General features: G+C 72.1%; 17 protein-coding genes and 1 pseudogene. 4 read left to right on the forward strand and 14 right to left on the reverse strand.

All coding sequences use genetic code 11. The features are described 5' to 3' along the window. Positions 1–27 precede the first annotated feature (27 nt). Positions 28–954, forward strand: a complete 927-nt coding sequence (locus tag SCNRRL3882_RS27795) for an oxidoreductase (protein WP_010042195.1) — start codon at positions 28–30, stop codon at positions 952–954. Between the two features lie 3 nt (positions 955–957). On the opposite strand, the gene SCNRRL3882_RS27800 is transcribed toward SCNRRL3882_RS27795, so the two are convergent. The 7 genes from SCNRRL3882_RS27800 to SCNRRL3882_RS27830 all read right to left on the reverse strand — a co-directional run bounded on the left by SCNRRL3882_RS27800 (position 958) and on the right by SCNRRL3882_RS27830 (position 8,889). Further along, positions 958–1,896 (reverse strand): SMP-30/gluconolactonase/LRE family protein, encoded by a 939-nt coding sequence (locus tag SCNRRL3882_RS27800; RefSeq protein ID WP_010042197.1) that lies wholly within the window; start codon positions 1,894–1,896, stop codon positions 958–960. A gap of 118 nt (positions 1,897–2,014) precedes the next feature. Further along, on the reverse strand, positions 2,015–2,860 hold the full coding sequence (locus tag SCNRRL3882_RS27805; RefSeq protein WP_010042199.1) for a maleylpyruvate isomerase family mycothiol-dependent enzyme: 846 nt from the start codon (positions 2,858–2,860) through the stop codon (positions 2,015–2,017). A gap of 82 nt (positions 2,861–2,942) precedes the next feature. Then, entirely contained in the window at positions 2,943–3,710 is a 768-nt protein-coding gene (locus SCNRRL3882_RS27810) for an SDR family NAD(P)-dependent oxidoreductase (RefSeq protein WP_010042201.1), read from the reverse strand. Positions 3,711–3,782: 72 nt separating this feature from the next. Continuing rightward, positions 3,783–4,367: a TetR/AcrR family transcriptional regulator gene (locus SCNRRL3882_RS27815; RefSeq protein ID WP_010042203.1), complete on the reverse strand. Its 585-nt coding sequence runs from the start codon at positions 4,365–4,367 to the stop codon at positions 3,783–3,785. 350 nt (positions 4,368–4,717) lie between these two features. Next, a complete protein-coding gene (gene nirD / locus SCNRRL3882_RS27820; protein ID WP_010042206.1) occupies positions 4,718–5,068 on the reverse strand; it encodes a nitrite reductase small subunit NirD in 351 nt (116 codons plus the stop codon). Then, the gene (gene nirB, locus SCNRRL3882_RS27825; RefSeq protein WP_010042208.1) at positions 5,065–7,671 is read right to left on the reverse strand and encodes a nitrite reductase large subunit NirB; all 2,607 of its coding nucleotides are present in this window, start codon (positions 7,669–7,671) and stop codon (positions 5,065–5,067) included. Before nirB ends, nirD begins: the two co-directional genes overlap by 4 nt. Continuing rightward, a complete protein-coding gene (locus SCNRRL3882_RS27830) occupies positions 7,672–8,889 on the reverse strand; it encodes an NAD(P)/FAD-dependent oxidoreductase (protein WP_040903442.1) in 1,218 nt (405 codons plus the stop codon). 175 nt (positions 8,890–9,064) lie between these two features. Between SCNRRL3882_RS27830 and SCNRRL3882_RS27835 the strand changes: the two genes are divergently transcribed. Then, complete coding sequence (locus SCNRRL3882_RS27835; RefSeq protein ID WP_029181340.1) at positions 9,065–9,847, forward strand: sulfite exporter TauE/SafE family protein; 783 nt, start codon at positions 9,065–9,067, stop codon at positions 9,845–9,847. A gap of 18 nt (positions 9,848–9,865) precedes the next feature. Here SCNRRL3882_RS27835 and SCNRRL3882_RS27840 read toward each other — a convergent pair. Continuing rightward, a pseudogene (locus tag SCNRRL3882_RS27840) lies at positions 9,866–10,714 on the reverse strand (IS5 family transposase). A 98-nt stretch (positions 10,715–10,812) separates the two neighbouring features. Continuing rightward, positions 10,813–12,288, reverse strand: coding sequence for an MDR family MFS transporter (locus SCNRRL3882_RS27845; protein ID WP_010042214.1), 1,476 nt, complete (start codon positions 12,286–12,288; stop codon positions 10,813–10,815). A gap of 95 nt (positions 12,289–12,383) precedes the next feature. Here SCNRRL3882_RS27845 and SCNRRL3882_RS27850 point away from each other — a divergent pair, with 95 nt between their 5' ends. After that, entirely contained in the window at positions 12,384–12,953 is a 570-nt protein-coding gene (locus SCNRRL3882_RS27850) for a TetR/AcrR family transcriptional regulator (RefSeq protein WP_010042215.1), read from the forward strand. Positions 12,954–13,034: 81 nt separating this feature from the next. On the opposite strand, the gene SCNRRL3882_RS40885 is transcribed toward SCNRRL3882_RS27850, so the two are convergent. Genes SCNRRL3882_RS40885 through SCNRRL3882_RS27860 form a run of 3 tightly spaced genes read right to left on the reverse strand, consistent with a single transcriptional unit; the run spans position 13,035 to position 14,644 of the window. After that, positions 13,035–13,199, reverse strand: coding sequence for a hypothetical protein (locus tag SCNRRL3882_RS40885; protein ID WP_158688422.1), 165 nt, complete (start codon positions 13,197–13,199; stop codon positions 13,035–13,037). Further along, positions 13,190–13,690 (reverse strand): GntR family transcriptional regulator, encoded by a 501-nt coding sequence (locus tag SCNRRL3882_RS27855; protein ID WP_231911182.1) that lies wholly within the window; start codon positions 13,688–13,690, stop codon positions 13,190–13,192. The genes SCNRRL3882_RS40885 and SCNRRL3882_RS27855 overlap by 10 nt, the downstream gene beginning before the upstream one ends. Positions 13,691–13,747: 57 nt before the next feature. Continuing rightward, positions 13,748–14,644, reverse strand: coding sequence for an NAD(P)-dependent oxidoreductase (locus SCNRRL3882_RS27860; RefSeq protein ID WP_010042217.1), 897 nt, complete (start codon positions 14,642–14,644; stop codon positions 13,748–13,750). Between the two features lie 104 nt (positions 14,645–14,748). Here SCNRRL3882_RS27860 and SCNRRL3882_RS27865 point away from each other — a divergent pair, with 104 nt between their 5' ends. Continuing rightward, the gene (locus tag SCNRRL3882_RS27865; RefSeq protein ID WP_010042219.1) at positions 14,749–15,141 is read left to right on the forward strand and encodes a winged helix-turn-helix transcriptional regulator; all 393 of its coding nucleotides are present in this window, start codon (positions 14,749–14,751) and stop codon (positions 15,139–15,141) included. On the opposite strand, the gene SCNRRL3882_RS27870 is transcribed toward SCNRRL3882_RS27865, so the two are convergent. Together SCNRRL3882_RS27870 and SCNRRL3882_RS27875 are read right to left on the reverse strand one after the other, a co-directional pair. After that, positions 15,079–15,747, reverse strand: coding sequence for a class F sortase (locus SCNRRL3882_RS27870; protein ID WP_010042220.1), 669 nt, complete (start codon positions 15,745–15,747; stop codon positions 15,079–15,081). The genes SCNRRL3882_RS27865 and SCNRRL3882_RS27870 overlap by 63 nt on opposite strands. Positions 15,748–15,925: 178 nt before the next feature. Then, positions 15,926–16,447 carry a hypothetical protein gene (locus SCNRRL3882_RS27875; RefSeq protein ID WP_010042221.1) on the reverse strand — a complete coding sequence of 174 codons (522 nt, stop codon included), beginning with the start codon at positions 16,445–16,447 and terminating at the stop codon, positions 15,926–15,928. Positions 16,448–16,482: the final 35 nt, after the last annotated feature.

A 16,482-nucleotide genomic window follows, 5' to 3' on the forward strand; every position in this document is an offset into this window, starting at 1 on the left:
CACGGCCACCGGCGAAGGGAGCCTGCCATGCCAGGCTGGAGCACAGGGGACATCCCGGACCAGAGCGGCCGCGTCGCCGTCGTCACCGGCGCCAACAGCGGGATCGGGCTCGTCACGGCACGGGAACTGGCCCGCAAGGGCGCGCGGGTGGTGCTCGCGTGCCGCAGCGAGGCCCGGGGGAACGCGGCCGTGGACCGGCTCCGGGCGGAACTGCCCGAGGCCCGGGTCGAGCTGGGCCGGCTCGACCTCGGGGACCTGGCCTCCGTACGCGAGTTCGCGGCCGGGTTCCCGTACGAGCGGCTGGACGTGCTCGTCGACAACGCCGGGGTGATGGCGCTGCCGTACGGGACGACGGCGGACGGCTTCGAGACCCAGTTCGGGATCAACCACCTGGGGCACTTCGCCCTCACCGGCCTGCTGCTGCCCGCGCTGCTCGCGGCGCCGGGGGCCCGGGTCGTGGTCGTCTCCAGCGGGATGCACGCCCTCGCCAACATCGACATGAACGACCTCAACAGCGAGCACCGCTACCGGCGCTGGATCGCCTACGCCCGTTCCAAGACGGCCAACCTGCTGTTCACGCACGAGCTGGCGCGCCGGGCGGCGGCGCACGGCACGGGCCTGGTGGCGGCCGCGGCCCACCCCGGGTACGCGGCCACCAATCTCCAGACCACCGGGCCGCTCGCCGAGGGGCGCCGGGCCGCCGAGCGGCTCGTGCGGATCGCCAACCGGGTCGTCGCCCAGCCGGCCGAGGCGGGCGCGCTCCCGATCCTGTACGCGGCGACGGAACCCGGCGTACGGCCCGACTCCTTCACCGGCCCGCACATCGCGATGTGGCGCGGGGCCCCCGCACCGTCCTGGCGGGCGCCCTGGACCCTCGACGACGCGGCGGGGCAGCGACTGTGGGCCGCGTCCGAGGAGCTGACCGGCGTGACGTACGGCGCTTTGACGGCGTGACCCTCACAGGGACACGGCCACCGCGTTGAACGTCGTCTCCGGCGTCTGCGGGCTGGTGAAGCGGGCGTTGACCAGGTAGAGGCGGTTGCCGTGGCGGGCGGCCGTGGTGGGGACGTCGAAGCGGGGGTCGGTGATCGTCCTGGTCAGGCCGGCGGTGGTGGCCTTCCGGTCGAGGTCCCAGACCGTGATCTTGTTCAGGCGGTTCTGGACGACGTACAGCGTGCGGCCGAGGCGGACCAGGCCGTCGCCGCCCGCCACGTCCGGCGCGCCCCGCAGCGTGACCTCGGTGGCGTGGCCGGTCCTGAGGTCCACGCGGTACAGCCGACCCGCGTTGACGACGATCAGGCCGCGGCCGTCGGGTGTGGCGACCAGGCCGTTGGCGCTGTTGGTCCCGGCGGGCGCCTGCACCCACTCGCCGGTGAGCGGAAGGGAGCGGACCTCGCCCCGCCGGCCGCGCGGCACGCCGTGGAGGACGGCCGCACGGGAGTCGGTGAACCAGGCGCGGTCGCCGTGCAGCACGACGTCGTTGACGAACGGGGCGGCGTCCCGGGTGAGTCGGTAGGTGGTGAGCAGCTCGCCGGTGCGCGCGTCGACGATCCGCGCGGTGCCTCCGGCGCCGCCGGCCACGTACAGCAGGCCGTCCCGGTCCAGCTTCAGCCCGATGGACGCGAGACCGGCGGCACCCTCGTGCAGGACCCCGCCCTCGCCGGTGCGCAGGTCGGTGCGGTAGATCGCGCCGTCGGCGCGCGAGCCCATGTACGCGTACGGCCTGCCGCCTATGGTGATCCCCTCGGGGAGCCAGCCGTCGGGCAGCGGGAACTCGGTGGGCCAACGGGTCCCGGCGGCGGCCTGCCCCGTGCCGGTGCCGGCGGCCACCGCGAGCGCGGCGACGGCCCCGCCGAGCACGGTCCGCCGGGACGGCCGGGTGTGGTTCCGAGTCATGGTCGGGCCTTTCGTGGAAGGAAGGCGGTGAGGTGACTCGATGAAACGTGAACGACCCCGGCATGGCAGCCGAGTCGGTGAAGTCGACAGCAACTCGACAGCCGGGCACGGCAGTTGATCAGTAGACGATCGACACGATCCGGCCCACGGCCTCGGCGAGCCGCCGGTCGCCATCGACCCGGGCCCGGGTGAGAGCGGTGGCCGGTTCGACACCCCGGGTGCAGAGCTGCCAGGCGGTTTCCGTGTCCAGCTCCACGACGGCTGCCGCCGGCCGGGCGCCGGGGTCCTCCGCCAGGGACCAGCCCTCCGCCCCGGCGGTCACGCTCCAGGTGCCTCCTCCCGGGCCGGGGACCGTCACCTGCACCCGCGTGCCGGCCGGTGCGGCGGTGTCGCGCAGCGTGTGGGGCAGGGCCCGCATGAAGGTGTCCAGCACGATGGACAGGGCCCGCGGCGCGGGGTCGGTGCCCAGCCCGGCCGCGTGCCGGATCTGCTGGCGGTGCGTCCAGTACTCGGTGAACTCCCGGGCACAGTCCAGCCACATCGGCGCCGGGTCCGCCCCGGCCCAGGACACGCCCAGGGACGGCGCGTCGAGGTCGGCGTGTGCGAAGCGGCGGGCCAGTTCGGTGCCGGCCTCTTCCAGGGCGTCGACGAGCGAGGCCGGGTCCATGTCCCGGTGGCGGTCGACCCACTCCTGGTTCGAGCGGTGGATGAACGCCTCCAGGGTCTCGCCCGGCGCGAACGCGCCGAACTCGCGGCGGCCGAGGCGCGCGGAGCAGTCGCCGAGGACGTGCGCGGCGACGTCGTGCACGGTCCACCCGGGCACGGCGATCCGCGCCCACTGCGTCGGCCCCAGTCCCCGCAACAGCCCAAGCAGGGCGTCCAGTTCGGGACCGAACAGCGCGCGGGCGTCGATCGGGGGGCCCAGCCAGGAGAGCCCGGACCAGTCGTTCGGCTGCGTGACCATGTGCCCAGCCTGCCAGCAGCGGGTCCGCCAGGGGGCGTTTCGCGCTCAGGCCGTGGGGCCGCCTCCACCATCAGGTCCGCGCTCAGGCCGTGGAGCCGCCGTCCACCACCAGGTCCGTGCCCACCACCGATGCCGCGTCGTCGGAAGCCAGGTACAGCACGGCGGCCGCCGTCTCCTCGACCGTGGAGACCCGGCCGAGCGGGACCGCGGTCCTCATGCGCTCCGCGCGTCCGGCCTCCGTCTCGCCCGGCTGGAGCGACATGGGCGTGGCGGTGGCGCCGGGCGACACCGCGTTGATGCGGACACCGTCGGCGATGTGGTCCAGGGCGGCGCCGCGCGTGAGGACCGACACGGCCGCCTTGGTGGCGCCGTAGGCCGTGGTGCCGGGGATGCGGCCGTGGACGCCGATCCGGGAAGCGATGTTGACGATGGCGCCGCCGCCGGGCTGGGTGCGCATCTGGCGCACCTCGGCCTGGAGGGCGAGCAGGACGCCGGTGACGTTGATGTCGAGCATCCGGCGCCAGGCGTCCTCGGGGACGTCCGCGACGGGAGTTCCGGCGGCTTCCAGGACCCCGGCGTTGTTCACCGCCACGTCCAGCGAGCCGAAGCGGTCCACGGCGGCGTCGACCAGGGCCCGCACGTCGTCGGCGCGGGTGACGTCGGCGGTGACCGCGAGGGCCTTTCCGCCCGCCGCCTCGATCAGCGCCACGGTCTCGTCGAGCGGCTCCTGGCGCCGCCCGGCTACGACGACGTTCGCGCCCTCGGCGGCGAACGCGAGGGCGATACCGCGTCCGATGCCGGATCCGCCGCCGGTGACGAGGGTGGTCCTGCCGGTGAAACGGTGGGTCATGATCTTCTCTTTTCTTGACTGATCGGTTCAGTATGAGGGCGTGAAAAAGGCGCCCTCGCGGGCGCCCGGTTCTCAGTCGAGCAGTGCCAGGGCCCCTTCCGCGGCGTCCCGGACCCGGGCCGGATCCGCCGACGCCTTTCCGACGACCCGCAGCCCCTGCATCAGCACGAGCAGCATCCGGGCCAGGGTGCGCGGATCGCGGCCCTGGTCCAGCTCGCCCTGCGCCTGCGCGCGGAGCAGGGCCGAGTGCAGCAGGGTCTCCAGCTGGTCCCAGCTGTGCTCCACGCGGCGGCACGCGGCCGTGTCGTGGGGGGCCAGCTCGGTGGCCGTGTTGACGACGAAGCAGCCGGCCAGACGGCGTTCGTCGGCCGCGGATTCAGCGGCGAAACGGCGTACCACCGCCCGTACGGCGGGCAGGGCCGGCCCCGGTCGGGACAGCTCCCGCAGAAGCTGCGGGTCACAGGTCTGCTGGTAGCGGTCCAGCGCCTTCAGGTACAGCTCGTGCTTGTTGCCGAAGGTCGCGTAGAGGCTGGCGCGCCCGATGCCGAGGTGCTCGACGAGGTCGGACATCGAGGTCGCCTCGTAGCCGCGCCGCCAGAACAGCTCGAGGGCTGCCTGCAGCGCGGCGTCCGGATCGAACTCCTTGGTCCTGGCCACGAGGTGGAGCCTAGGCTTTTCTGGAACGTTCGGTCAAGTGATCCGTGGCCTCGCTCACTCGGCCGGGTGGGCCAGTTCCATGTCGTGGCCGTCGCGCCGAGCCCCTGGAACGCCCGGTACCAGGCCGGTTCGGTCATCGAGCCGGCGAAGGAGCTCGCCGCCGAACCCACCACGAAGATGCTGATGGCGATCGGGAAGTACGGCTTGCGGCCGTGCAGCTCCGACAGCTTGCCGTACAGGGGTGTGGTGATCGTCGAGTACCCGGCCGGAAACGGTCAGCGCGCAGGATCCCCGCCGGCATCCGTGGCCGGGCGGGGATCCTGCGCGCGATGGTCTGTCCGGACCGACCGTCAGGCGGTGCGGACCTTGTACACCGTCACCTGTACCGCCTCGTCGTCCAGGCACTGCCCGGACGCCAGGTCGAAGCGCTGCTTCAGCAGCGGGGAGGCGACGAACGGGCGGCCCCGGTGGGTGCCGGTCAGGCCGCGGGAGAGGACCGCCGCGCCGGTGAACGGGTCGCGGTTGTCGATGGCGAACAGCTCACCGGTGCGGTCCCGGAAGATCGCCGCCTGGCGGCCGTCCGGCAGCAGTGCGGCCACCCCCCGGCCCGGGAGCAGCATGCTCAGGTCGCAGACCGTGAACCAGTCGCCGTCCAGAGCGAGTTCGACCTTCAGATCGGTGGTCTCAGGTGCCAGGGTCATCGCTGGGCGCTTCCTTCCAGTACGTCTTCGGCGGGTCGCATGCCGATGGACAGCAGCGGCAGGTCGGGCTTCATCTGGTCGCGCTCGGGCACGAAGGCGACGACCGGGTCCGGGGTGTCCGGCGCGTTCACGAAGGAGACGAACCGGGCCAGCTTCTCGGGGTCGTTGATGGTCTCCGCCCATTCGTCGCGGTAGTGCGCGACGTGCGCCTGCATCAGCTTCTCCAGCTCGTCGCAGATGCCGAGCGAGTCGTGGACGACGACGTCCCGCACGTGGTCCAGGCCGCCGGGGATCCGCTCCAGCCAGGTCGAGGTGCGCTCCAGACGGTCGGCCGTGCGGATGTAGAACATCAGGAACCGGTCGATGAGCCGGACCAGTTCGGCGTCCGACAGGTCCTGCGCGAGCAGGTCCGCGTGGCGGGGCGTGGCGCCGCCGTTGCCGCCGACGTACAGGTTCCAGCCGTTGGCGGTGGCGATCACGCCGAAGTCCTTCGACTGGGCCTCGGCGCACTCGCGCTGGCAGCCGGAGACCGCGGACTTCAGCTTGTGGGGCGACCTGAGCCCCCGGTAGCGCAGCTCCAGGTCGATCGCCATGCGGACCGAGTCCTGGACGCCGTAGCGGCACCAGGTCTGGCCGACGCAGGACTTCACCGTGCGCAGCGACTTGCCGTAGGCGTGGCCGGACTCGAAGCCGGCGTCGACCAGGCGGGCCCAGATCAGGGGCAGTTGCTCCACGCGGGCGCCGAACATGTCGATCCGCTGACCACCGGTGATCTTCGTGTAGAGGCCGAAGTCGCGGGCGATCTCGCCGATCACGATCAGCTTCTCCGGGGCGATCTCACCGCCGGGGATGCGCGGGACGACCGAGTACGAGCCGTTCTTCTGGAGGTTGGCCAGGAAGTGGTCGTTGGTGTCCTGGAGGGCGGCCTGCTCACCGTCCAGGACGTAGCCGCTGGCGCCGATCGCCGGGGCGAGGGAGGCGATGATCGAGGCGACCGCCGGCTTGCAGACCTCGCAGCCGTCACCGCCCCTGGCCTCCTCGCGGCCGTGCCGGTCCAGCAGCTCCTGGTAGCTGTTGATGCGCAGGGCGAGGACGATCTCGTACAGCTCCTCGCGGGTCTGGGAGAAGCAGCCGCACAGGCCCTTGTCGACCTCGATGCCGCCGGCCTCCAGCTCCGCGTTGACGAGCTGACCGAGGACCTTGACGCAGGAGCCGCAGCCGGTGCCGGCCTTGGTGCACTTCTTCACCTCGGGCACGGTCGTGCACTGGTGGTCGGTGACCGCGCCGCGGATCGCGCCCTTGGAGACGTTGTGGCACGAGCAGATGATCGCGTCGTCGGGCAGCGCGGACGGGCCGAGCTGGGCCGGGGCGCCGGCGCCGGCGGGCAGGACGAGGGCCTCGGGCGCGACCGGCGGGACCGAGCCGGTGAACGCCTTCAGCGTGCCGTACGCCTCCGCGTCGCCGACCAGGATGCCGCCGAGCAGCGTGCCGTCGCGGCCGATGACCAGCTTCTTGTACAGGCCCGCGCGGGAGTCGGAGTAGACGACGTCCAGGCAGTCCTCGGCGGTGCCGTGCGCGTCGCCGAAGGACGCCACGTCCACGCCGAGCAGCTTCAGCTTGGTGGACAGGTCGGCGCCGGTGAAGGCGGCCTCGTCCGACGCGATCGTCGCGGCGGCCGTCTCGGCCTGCTCGTACCCGGGCGCGACCAGGCCGTAGACCCGGCCGTCGGCGGCCAGCGCGCACTCGCCGATCGCGAACACGTGCGGGTCGGAGACCGTACGGCACTGCTCGTCGACGCTGATGCCGCCGCGCTCGCCGACCGTCAGGCCGCAGTCGCGGGCCAGCTGGTCACGGGGGCGGACACCGGCGGAGAACACCACCATGTCGGTGGCGAGTTCGGAGCCGTCGGACAGCTTCATGCCGGTCACGGCGCCGTCCTCGCCGACGACGATCTCCTGCGTACCGACGCCCGTGTGGACGCTCAGGCCCATCTCCTCGATGGTGCGCAGCAGGGCGGCGCCGCCGCCCTCGTCGACCTGGACGGGCATCAGACGGGGCGCGAACTCCACGATGTGGGAGGTGAGTCCGAGACCCTTCAGCGCGCCCGCGGCCTCCAGACCGAGCAGACCGCCGCCGACCACGGCACCCGTCGTCGCCTTCTTGGCGTACTCCTCGATCGCGAGGAGGTCCTCGATCGTGCGGTAGACGAAGCAGCCCTCGGCGTCCTTGTTCGGGACCGGCGGCACGAACGGGTACGAGCCGGTGGCCAGGACGAGCACGTCGTAGTCGACGACGAGACCGGAACGGGCGGTCACCCGGCGCGCCTCGCGGTCGATCGTCTCCGCCGGGTCGCCGACGTGCAGCTCGATGCCGTGGTCCTCGATGAACCGCAGGTCCGTCATGGACAGGTCCTCGGGCGTCTTGCCCGAGAAGTACGAGGTGAGCTGGACGCGGTCGTAGGCCGGGCGCGGCTCCTCGCAGAGCACGACCACGCGGTGCGTGGCGGTCAGGCCGCGTTCGGCGAGCGCTTCGAGGAAGCGCTGGCCGACCATGCCGTGGCCGACGAGCACGATCGTGGGGGTGGCCCCCAGGCTGGCGGTCATTCAGGAGCCTCCATCGTTGGTAAGCAGGTGGAGCAGCGGGCCGCCGTCGGAGGGGAGCGGCTCTGCTCCCTCCCAGGCGCGGGCGAGCGCGCCGACGGTGCCGAGTTCGCCGACGAGGACCCCGCCGACCAGGCGGTCGTCGCGGACGACGACCTTGCGGTAGGTGCCGCGGGTGGCGTCGGTGAGCTGGACGACGTCGTCGCCCGGGAGCGCCTCCGTCTCGCCGAACGCGGCGAGGTCGAAGGGGCTGTCGTGCCCGTTCAGCGTGAGTCGCGTCAGGGAGCGGGTGCCGGTGTAGCGGGCGTCCGCGTCGCCGGCCAGCAGCTCCGCGAGCGCGTCGGCCTGTTCGAGTGCGGGAGCGGCGAGGCCGTAGAGGACGCCGTCGTGCTGGGCGCAGTCGCCGATGGCGTGGATGTAGGGGTCGGAGGTGCGCAGCTCGTCGTCGACGACGACGCCCTTGCGGACGTCGAGGCCGGCGGCCTGCGCGAGGCCCACCCGGGGGCGCACCCCACAGGCCACCACGACGAGGTCGGCGTCGAGCGCGTACCCGTCGGCCATCTCCACGGAGCGGACGGCGCCGCCGACGCAGCGCACGTCCCGTACGCGGCACTCGGTGTGCACCTCGACGCCCAGGTCGGTCAGGTGCCGCTTGACGAGCTTGGAGGCGGCCGGGTCGAGCTGGCGCTCCATCAGCCGCTCGGACTGCTGGGCCAGGACGACCTGGGCGCCGCGCAGGGCGAGCGCGCGGGCCGCGGAGACCCCGAGGAGCCCGCCGCCGATGACCACCGCCCGCGCCCCCGGCCGGACCGCCTTGGACAGGCCCAGGCAGTCGTCCATGGTCCGGAAGGCGTGGACGCCCTCGGGCAGCACGTGGTCGGGGGTGAACAGGCCGCGCAGGGGCGGCAGTACGGGGTTGGATCCGGTGGCGAGGACGAGCCGGTCGTATGCGATCACCGTGCCGTCGGCGCACTCGACGGTGCGCTCGTCGCGGTCGATGCCGACGACCCGGCCGCGCACGGCCTGCGCGGGCGCCGGCAGCGCGATCACCTCGGGGCTGTAACGCCCGGCCAGCACCTCGGCGAGCAGCACCCGGTTGTACGGCCGGTGCTCCTCCTCGCCGATCAGCAACGCGGGCGTGCCGAGCTCACCGAGCCGCCGGGCGAGCCGTACGCCCGCGAGGCCGGTGCCGATCACCACCACACGCTCATTCGAGGTCATGTCCTTGAGCGTGCGGTGCCGGTGTTTCCCGGCAGCATCACGACTGTTTCCCACGGGGAACGCTGCCCTCAGCAGAGGCGGGCCGTGGGTGTGAGGGTTCCTGGAGTGCGGTGACGGCGGGCTGTGAGGGAAGCGCCGCACGGCCGTCGCCCGCCCGTCGCATACGCTCCCGATCATGCCCGACATATCTCTGACCATGATCGCCGTGCTCTGCGTCGCGGCTCTCGCCGCCGGGTGGATCGACGCCGTGGTCGGTGGCGGCGGGCTCCTGCTGCTGCCGGTGCTGCTGCTCGGGCTGCCGTCGCACACGCCCGCCGCGCACGCCCTGGGCACCAACAAGGCGGTCGCCATCGTGGGCACGACGGGCGCGGCGGTCACCTACGCCCGCAAGACCCCGGTGGACGTCCGGACGGCGGTGCGCATCGGACTGGCCGCGCTCGCCGGATCGTCCGCCGGGGCCTTCTTCGCGGCCGGGATGAGCACCGACGTCCTCAAGCCGGTGATCATGGTGGTGCTGCTCGGGGTCGCCGCGTTCGTGATCCTGCGGCCCGCCTTCGGCACGGCCCCCGCGACCGGCCCGGTCACCCGGCGCCGGATCCTCGCGGCGATCGGCCTCGCCGGCCTCGGCATCGGCTTCTACGACGGTCTCATCGGCCCCGGCACCGGCACCTTCCTGGTCCTCGCCCTCACCGCCGTGCTCCACCTGGACCTCGTCAGCGCCTCGGCCACCGCCAAGATCGTCAACTGCTGCACCAACGCGGGCGCCCTCGCCACCTTCGCCTGGCAGGGCGCGGTCCTGTGGCAACTGGCCGCCCTGATGGCCGTGTTCAACCTGGCGGGCGGCACCCTGGGCGCCCACACCGCCCTGAAGCAGGGCAGCGGTTTCGTGCGGATCGTGCTGCTGACGGTGGTGTTCGCCCTGGTGGGGAACCTGGCGTACGAGCAGTGGGTTGCTTAAGACCGACCGGCAAATGGATCACTTGAGACGGCGTGTGGTGGGGCGGCCGTCCCACCGGTAGCGCGTGGTGGCGTGGCGGATCACCATGCGGAGCGTGACGAGTGCGGCGGCCAGGTAGAGGCAGGACCCCACGACAGCGCCGTTCCTGTCGGTACAGCGCCGCAGCTTGCCGTAGCCGTTCATCCATGAGTGTGGCCGTTCCACGGCCCACCGCTTGCCGACCTGGATCGGCACGGGCACTCCCTTGCGGGCGACCTCGCCGGTGAAGCCCAACTCGTGGCAGATCACGGGACTTGGTGTTGTCGTAGCCACCGTCGAGGTTGACGTTCACGCCCTCGGGCAGGGGGCCGATCTGCCCGATGGCGGCTTCGAGGGTCGGCCCGAGGAGAGGCGAGTCGTGGCGGCTTGCCCCGGCGGCGACCAGGCCGAGCGGGATGCCGTGGGCCTCGGTAGCGATAGAGCGCTTCAGGCCCTGTTTCTCGCGGTCGACCGGGGAACGGTCCGCACCTTCGCCGCCGCACGGGGCCTTGGTGATGCAGCCGTTGACGGATATCTCGGACAGCTCCAGACCGATCATGCGGTCGTAGGCTTGGAGCGCGAGAGCGTGGACGGCCTCGGAGATGCCTTGTTTCGCCCACTCATCGAGTCTTCGACGGATGGTGCGGTCCGAGTATCCGGGGCTGGAAAGACGCTCGTAGCCCGAGCCGTGGACCAGCGCGAGGACCACATGCTCGAACACGGTCCGGTCGGGGACCCTACGGCGGTGGCGGCCGAGCGGGTGGTTCAGAGTGACCTCCGGTCGTGTGGGCAGGAGTTCGGCCCATGGGTCCCAGAGGGGTTCGAACGGCAAGACGGCACCGCGGGCACGGCTGTCCTTCGTGATCATTGAGAAGCGATTCCCAACCGAGGGACACGGCTGACCCTCGAACTTTCGTGTACATCAGGCTCGGCGGTGCCTGGGTAGCTCAGACTTCGGTGGATGGTGCGTCAGGAGTGGTCTCTTGGTCTTGGCGTTCGGGGTCGGCTCGGCGCGGCAGCAGGAGGCAGAGCGGCACCGCTGCGGCGGTGAACACGGCGGCCCACCAGAAGGCGTCGCCGAATCCCGAGGCCAGCGCGGCCCGGGTGTGGGTGCCGGCGGTGGCGTGCTGCAGGATCATGACGAGGATCGCGGTGCCGATGGAGCCACCGATCTGCTGGGCGACGCGGCTGATGCTGGCGGCAGCCGGGATCTCCTGGCGTCGCAGTCCGACGAAAGCGCCGCCCATCAGGGCGATCATGGCCGCGCCCAGCCCGAGGCCGCGGACGAACAGCACGGCCATCAGCATGGAGTTGTCCATGGTGGCAGTGACGAAGCCGAACGGCATGGTGGCTGCGAAGGTGACGGCGAAGGCGATGACGGCGACCGGGCGCGCCCCGATGCGGTCCATGTACTTGCCGGCCAGCGAACGGGACAACAAGGTGCCCACACCCTGCGGGATGAGCAGGATCGCGGCGCCCAGAGCGGATTCTCCCCGGACCTGCTGCCAGTACAGCGGCATGAGCAGCATGGCCCCGTAGAGGGCGGCTCCGGCCAGTAGCAGCAGCGCCGTGGACGAGGCCAGGGCCCGGTGGCGGAGCAGGCGGATGTCGAGCAGGGCGTCGGCTCCGCGCCGAAGGGCCCAGGCGAGGTAGCCGGTGAGCAGGACGACTCCGGCGAGCAGGGGCAGCCCGGCCCTGATGCCGATGAACGAGTCGGGTCCGCCGAGCTGCGTCAGGCCGTAGATGACGGCGGCGATGCCGGGTGAGAGCAGGAGCGTGCCCACGAGGTCCAGGCGGGGGGTGGTCCCGGGGCGAGGCCCGTCTTCGGGCAGGTTGCGCCAGGCCAGGTAGGCGCCGACGAGGCAGAAGGGGATGTTGAACAGGAAGATCCAGCGCCAGTCGCCCAGGTGCAGGATGACGCCGCCGATCACCGGGCCGACGACCGGGCCCAGGGCGGTGGGCACGGTGATCAGCGACATGACCTTGCCGATGTTGCGGCCCCCGGCGGCCTGCATGGCCAGCGTGGCCATCAGCACCATCATGATGCCGCCGCCGATGCCCTGGAGAACGCGGAATGCGATCAGGCTCGGGGCGTTCCACGCCGCGGCGCACAGCATCGATCCGGCGAGGAACAGGCCCAGGGCGAGGATCCACAGCCGCTTGCCGCCCAGGACCGACTGGGCCCAGCCGACGGTCGGCATCGTGGCGGACAGGGCCAGCAGGTAGGCGGTGGTCACCCACTGGATGGTGGCGAGCGAGGTGTGCAGTTGCCCGACGAGGCTGTCGATGGCGACGCTCATGATCGTGGTGTCGAAGATGACGGCGAGCGCGCCGACGATCAACGTGTAGGTCAGGCGCCGCAAGGCCGGGTCGACCCGGTCGGAACCGGGGACGGGTGGTGACTGGGTACCGCTGGCTTTCATGGACGCCCTCCTTAAGATAATGCGCTCTATCTTATGGAGCTCAGGCTACGGCGCTACCCTAAGATAGGCAAATCTATCTAATTGGAGGAGTGGCGATGCCCGAACGGCGCCGCGGAGCGGCCCTGGAGAATGCCCTGCTGGACGCGGCCTGGGACGAGCTCACGGCCACCGGCTACGCCAGGTTCACCATGGACGCCGTCGTCAAACGCGCCGGCACCAGCCCCCCGGTCCTCTACCGCCGCTGGCCCGACCGCGACGCACTCGTCCGGGCGACCCTCGTCCACATCCTGCACAAGAACGTCCTGGCCGTTCCCGACACCGGAAGCCTCCGCGAGGACGTCCTGACCCTCATGCGGAAGATCAACGCCACCCGCGTCCAGCTCGTCACCGTCATGAGCGTGTACCTGGCCGACTACCACCAGGCGACCGGGACCAGCCCCAGCGAACTGCTCGATCCCTCCGAGACCGGACGGGGGCAAGCCATCGACACGATCTACAACCGTGCCGTCGACCGCGGGGAAGTCAAGGCGGAGCACCTCACCGAACGCATCAAGACCCTGCCGTTCGACCTGCTTCGCCACGAGCTCCTGACCACCTTCGCCGCCGTACCCGACCAGGTTCTCGAAGAGATCGTCGACACGCTCTTCCTCCCCCTGGTGCGTTGACAAGCGAGGGCTTCCGAGCGTAGAGCTCCATGACCGCGGGGACCCATGCCCGTTCTGCCGTCCGGGCCACCTCCGCAGCGCCTATTGCCGGTCGGTCTGAGTCCCTCCGAGCAGGTCCCACCATGACTCGAACCAGCCCCGGGTCTCCGCCACCCGGTCCTCGGGCAGCGGGTGCAGCGGGTTCGGACTCGGCCCGGGCACGTGGAAGTAGGACGCGAGCACGGTCCGTTCGTTGATCAGATACACCTCCGTGGGGGCTGGGACGTGGACGTCCGGAGCTCGAACTCCACCTCGCTGTGGTCGCGCCTCGCCGTGTCCTCCAACAGGTGCCGAAGTTCCTCGATGTCAGGGCTGCCCCCGTCGCCGCCCATGCACAGCACACGCACGCGGATCGAGGCAGGCGGCACGCCGCCCTCGGCGACCCTGAAGGCATCCTGGACGAGCTGGCCCAGCGACCCACGGAGTAGGCCCGGCCTGGTCCATCGTTCTTCTCCCCGCGGCGGCCGCAGGACGCGGGTTCCGCTGCCCTGCCGGGACTGGATGTACCCCTCGTCGGCCAGCTTCCTGAGCGCACGCTGCACCGTGTCGCGCGCAACGCCGAATTCCTTGGCCGTTTCGCGTTGGGGCGGAAGCCGTGACCCGGGTGGGAAAATGCCGCCGGCGATCTGGTCCAGCAGGATGCGCATGACGCGGTCGACCTCGAGGCTCGCACCTTCCCGCCGACTTTCCTCGTCCAAGGAGCCCACCTAGTTGTCTCGGGCCAGCGAAGAAACCGGACTACACGCCCGCAGACCTCAGTGTGACCCCTCCTTCTTCAGCAGTTCGATCATCCCCGTCCCGTCCTCGTCCCCGTGCCCCTGGGCCACCCGCTTCTCCATCAGCTCCAGGTACGGCGTCAGCAGCTCGGGGCTGACGTGCTGTTCCTCGGCCGTGCGCAGGAACGTGGGGATGCCCGCCGCCTGCATCGCGAGGTTGGAGACGACGCCCTTGGTGTAGTCGCCGCTCTCCAGCTGGTCGGCGGTCTGGTGGACGGCCGGGGCCATCGCGGTGAGCCAGCCGAAGAGCAGCGGCGCGAAGTCCTTCGGGGCGATGTCCTCCGGGCGGATCAGCGCGAAGGCGTGCATGACGCCCGCGAACATGCCGTTCATCGCGCTCAGCAACGCCACGTCGTGCAGCGCGGCGAAGCCCGGGTCGGCCCCGACGTACCGGGTGCCGGCCGGGACGGCGAGGGTGTCGCGGTGCTCGGCGAACAGCTCGGGGGAGCCGCTGTAGAAGACGTATCCGCCGGACTCCGGGACCCCGATCATCGGCGGGACGGCCATGATCCCGCCGTCCAGGAAGCGGGCGCCGCGCGCTTCGGCCCAGGCGGCGCGCGCACGGCCCTGGCCCGGGGTGCCGGTGGTCAGGTTCACCAGGTCCCGGCCGGTGAGGTCGGCCCCGTCGAGGGCCTCGCCCACGGAGGCGTCGTCGAGCAGACACGCGACCACGAGCCGGTTCGCGGCCACCGCCTCAGCGGCGGTCCGGGCAACGGTGGCGCCTTCGGCGGCGAGGGCCTCGGCGCGGGAGGCCGTGCGGTTCCAGACGGTCACCGGGTGTCCTGCGGCGAGCCAGGCGCGTGCCAGGGCGGTGCCCATGTCGCCGGTGCCGAGGAGGGTGAGAGGGGTGCGGGAATCAACTGGGTTGTCGGTCATGGCGTTTAGGCTCGTCCCAGGGGTGCGACCGCTCAAGTACGTACTTCGAAGTGGGCGGTTACCCCGGGGGAAGCGTGCAGGCAGCGGAAGGGGAGGGCTCGGGGATGGGGACGAGGGGGCGGCGGCCGGGGTCGTACGTCTGCGGGATCGACGCGGCGATGGACGTGATCGGCGGCAAGTGGAAGGTGCTGATCCTCTGGGCGCTGCACGAGCGGCCCTGCCGCTTCGGCGAGCTGCGCCGCGAGCTGCCGGGGATCACCGAGAAGGTGCTGGCCTCGCACCTGCGGGAGATGGAGGCCGACGGCCTGGTGCACCGCGAGGCGTACGACGAGGTGCCGCCCCGGGTGGAGTACTCGCTGACCCCCCGGGGCGTCTCCCTGAACGAGGCACTGGAACCGCTGGGGGCCTGGGGGAAGGCCAACGTGCTGGGAGGGTCACCGGCTGCCGGTCAGATGCGCGAAGACGACGACGTTCCCCTGGTACCCGGAGCCGCGTGAGTAGCCGCCGCCGCAGGTGATGACCCGCAGCTCGGGGCGGCGGGCGGCGCCGTAGACCTTCTCGTCGGGGAAGTCCTTCGCCGCGTACGCCTCGACGGCGTCCACGGTGAACACCGCGACGCCGCCGTCCCGCCGGTCCACCTCGATCGTGGCGCCCTTGGCCAGGGCGCCGAGGTCGTAGAAGACCGCGGGGCCGTCGGCGTTGTCGACGTGGCCTGCGACGATGGCGGTGCCCTGTTCGCCGGGCGTGGTGCCGGCCTCGTACCAGCCGGCGAGGTTCCTCCGCGCGGCGGGCGGTACGTCGAGGCTGCCGGTCCTCGTCAGGCCCAGCCCGGTCAGGGGCGCGTTCACCCGGATCGCCGGGATGCGGATGCGGTCGGGCGGCGAGGGCGGCAGCGCGGGCACGGCGGGCCGCTCACCGGCCCGGCCGTCCTGCCCGTCCTGCCCGGCTCGGGCCTGCGCGGCGGAGGGCTGCGGCGGGGCGTGCGTCTCGGCGCCGTTGCGCAGCAGCCACGCCCCGGAGCACAGGGCGAACACCGTGACGGCCGCCATGGCGGCGTTGGCCGGGTTGCCGGACCTGGTGCCGTACCTGGGGAACCTGCGCATGGCCGACCCTTTCCTGATCCCCGACAGTCGTCCCGTTCTCGGCCCTCGACCCAGCAGACAGCAGACCCCGGGCTCCTGTCCTGGGACCGCCCCGTACCCCCCTCCGGGCCGCGAGGGGCGTCGGACCCGGAGGGGGAGGGGACATGCGGTACCGGCGACGGACAGCGGAGGGTGTCCGTCAGATCCCGTCGCCTCTCGCCCGGCGATGCAGGAGCCAGGTACCGCCCGCGGCGGCGACGGCGAGGGCCGCCACACCGGCCGCGGTCTGCACGGGATCGGGGCCCAGTGCGCCGCCGACCCCCGTCTTCACACTCCCTCTGGGATGGACCTGCTGGTGCCCGGCCGTCAACGTGACGACCAGGTCACCGGTGATCCGCCGACCGCTCCCGGTGCACGTCGCCGTGATCTCGTACGTCCCCGGCTGCGCGCTCGGCGGCACCCGGAACCGCCCGGTCGCGTCCTGCTCGTGCGGGCCCGGCGCGAGGCTGAGGGGACCGGCCCCGACCGCGCTGGCGTCACCCGTCGCCGTGCCGCCGTCGCCGCAGGCCGCCGTGCGCACCGTGACCTGTCCGCCCGGGACGACCGAGGACGGGTACACCTCCACGTCACCGGCGGACGCGCCGTACGCGGGGGCGGCGGCGAGGGCCGCGGCGGCGACGGCGAGCGCGGTGCCGGTCAGCGGCCGGGCGGTACGTCGCATCGGTGCTCCTTCGAGCTGTTCGTTCGTGCACCTGC

This window comes from Streptomyces chartreusis NRRL 3882, from assembly GCF_900236475.1.
Lineage (GTDB): Bacteria > Actinomycetota > Actinomycetes > Streptomycetales > Streptomycetaceae > Streptomyces > Streptomyces chartreusis_D.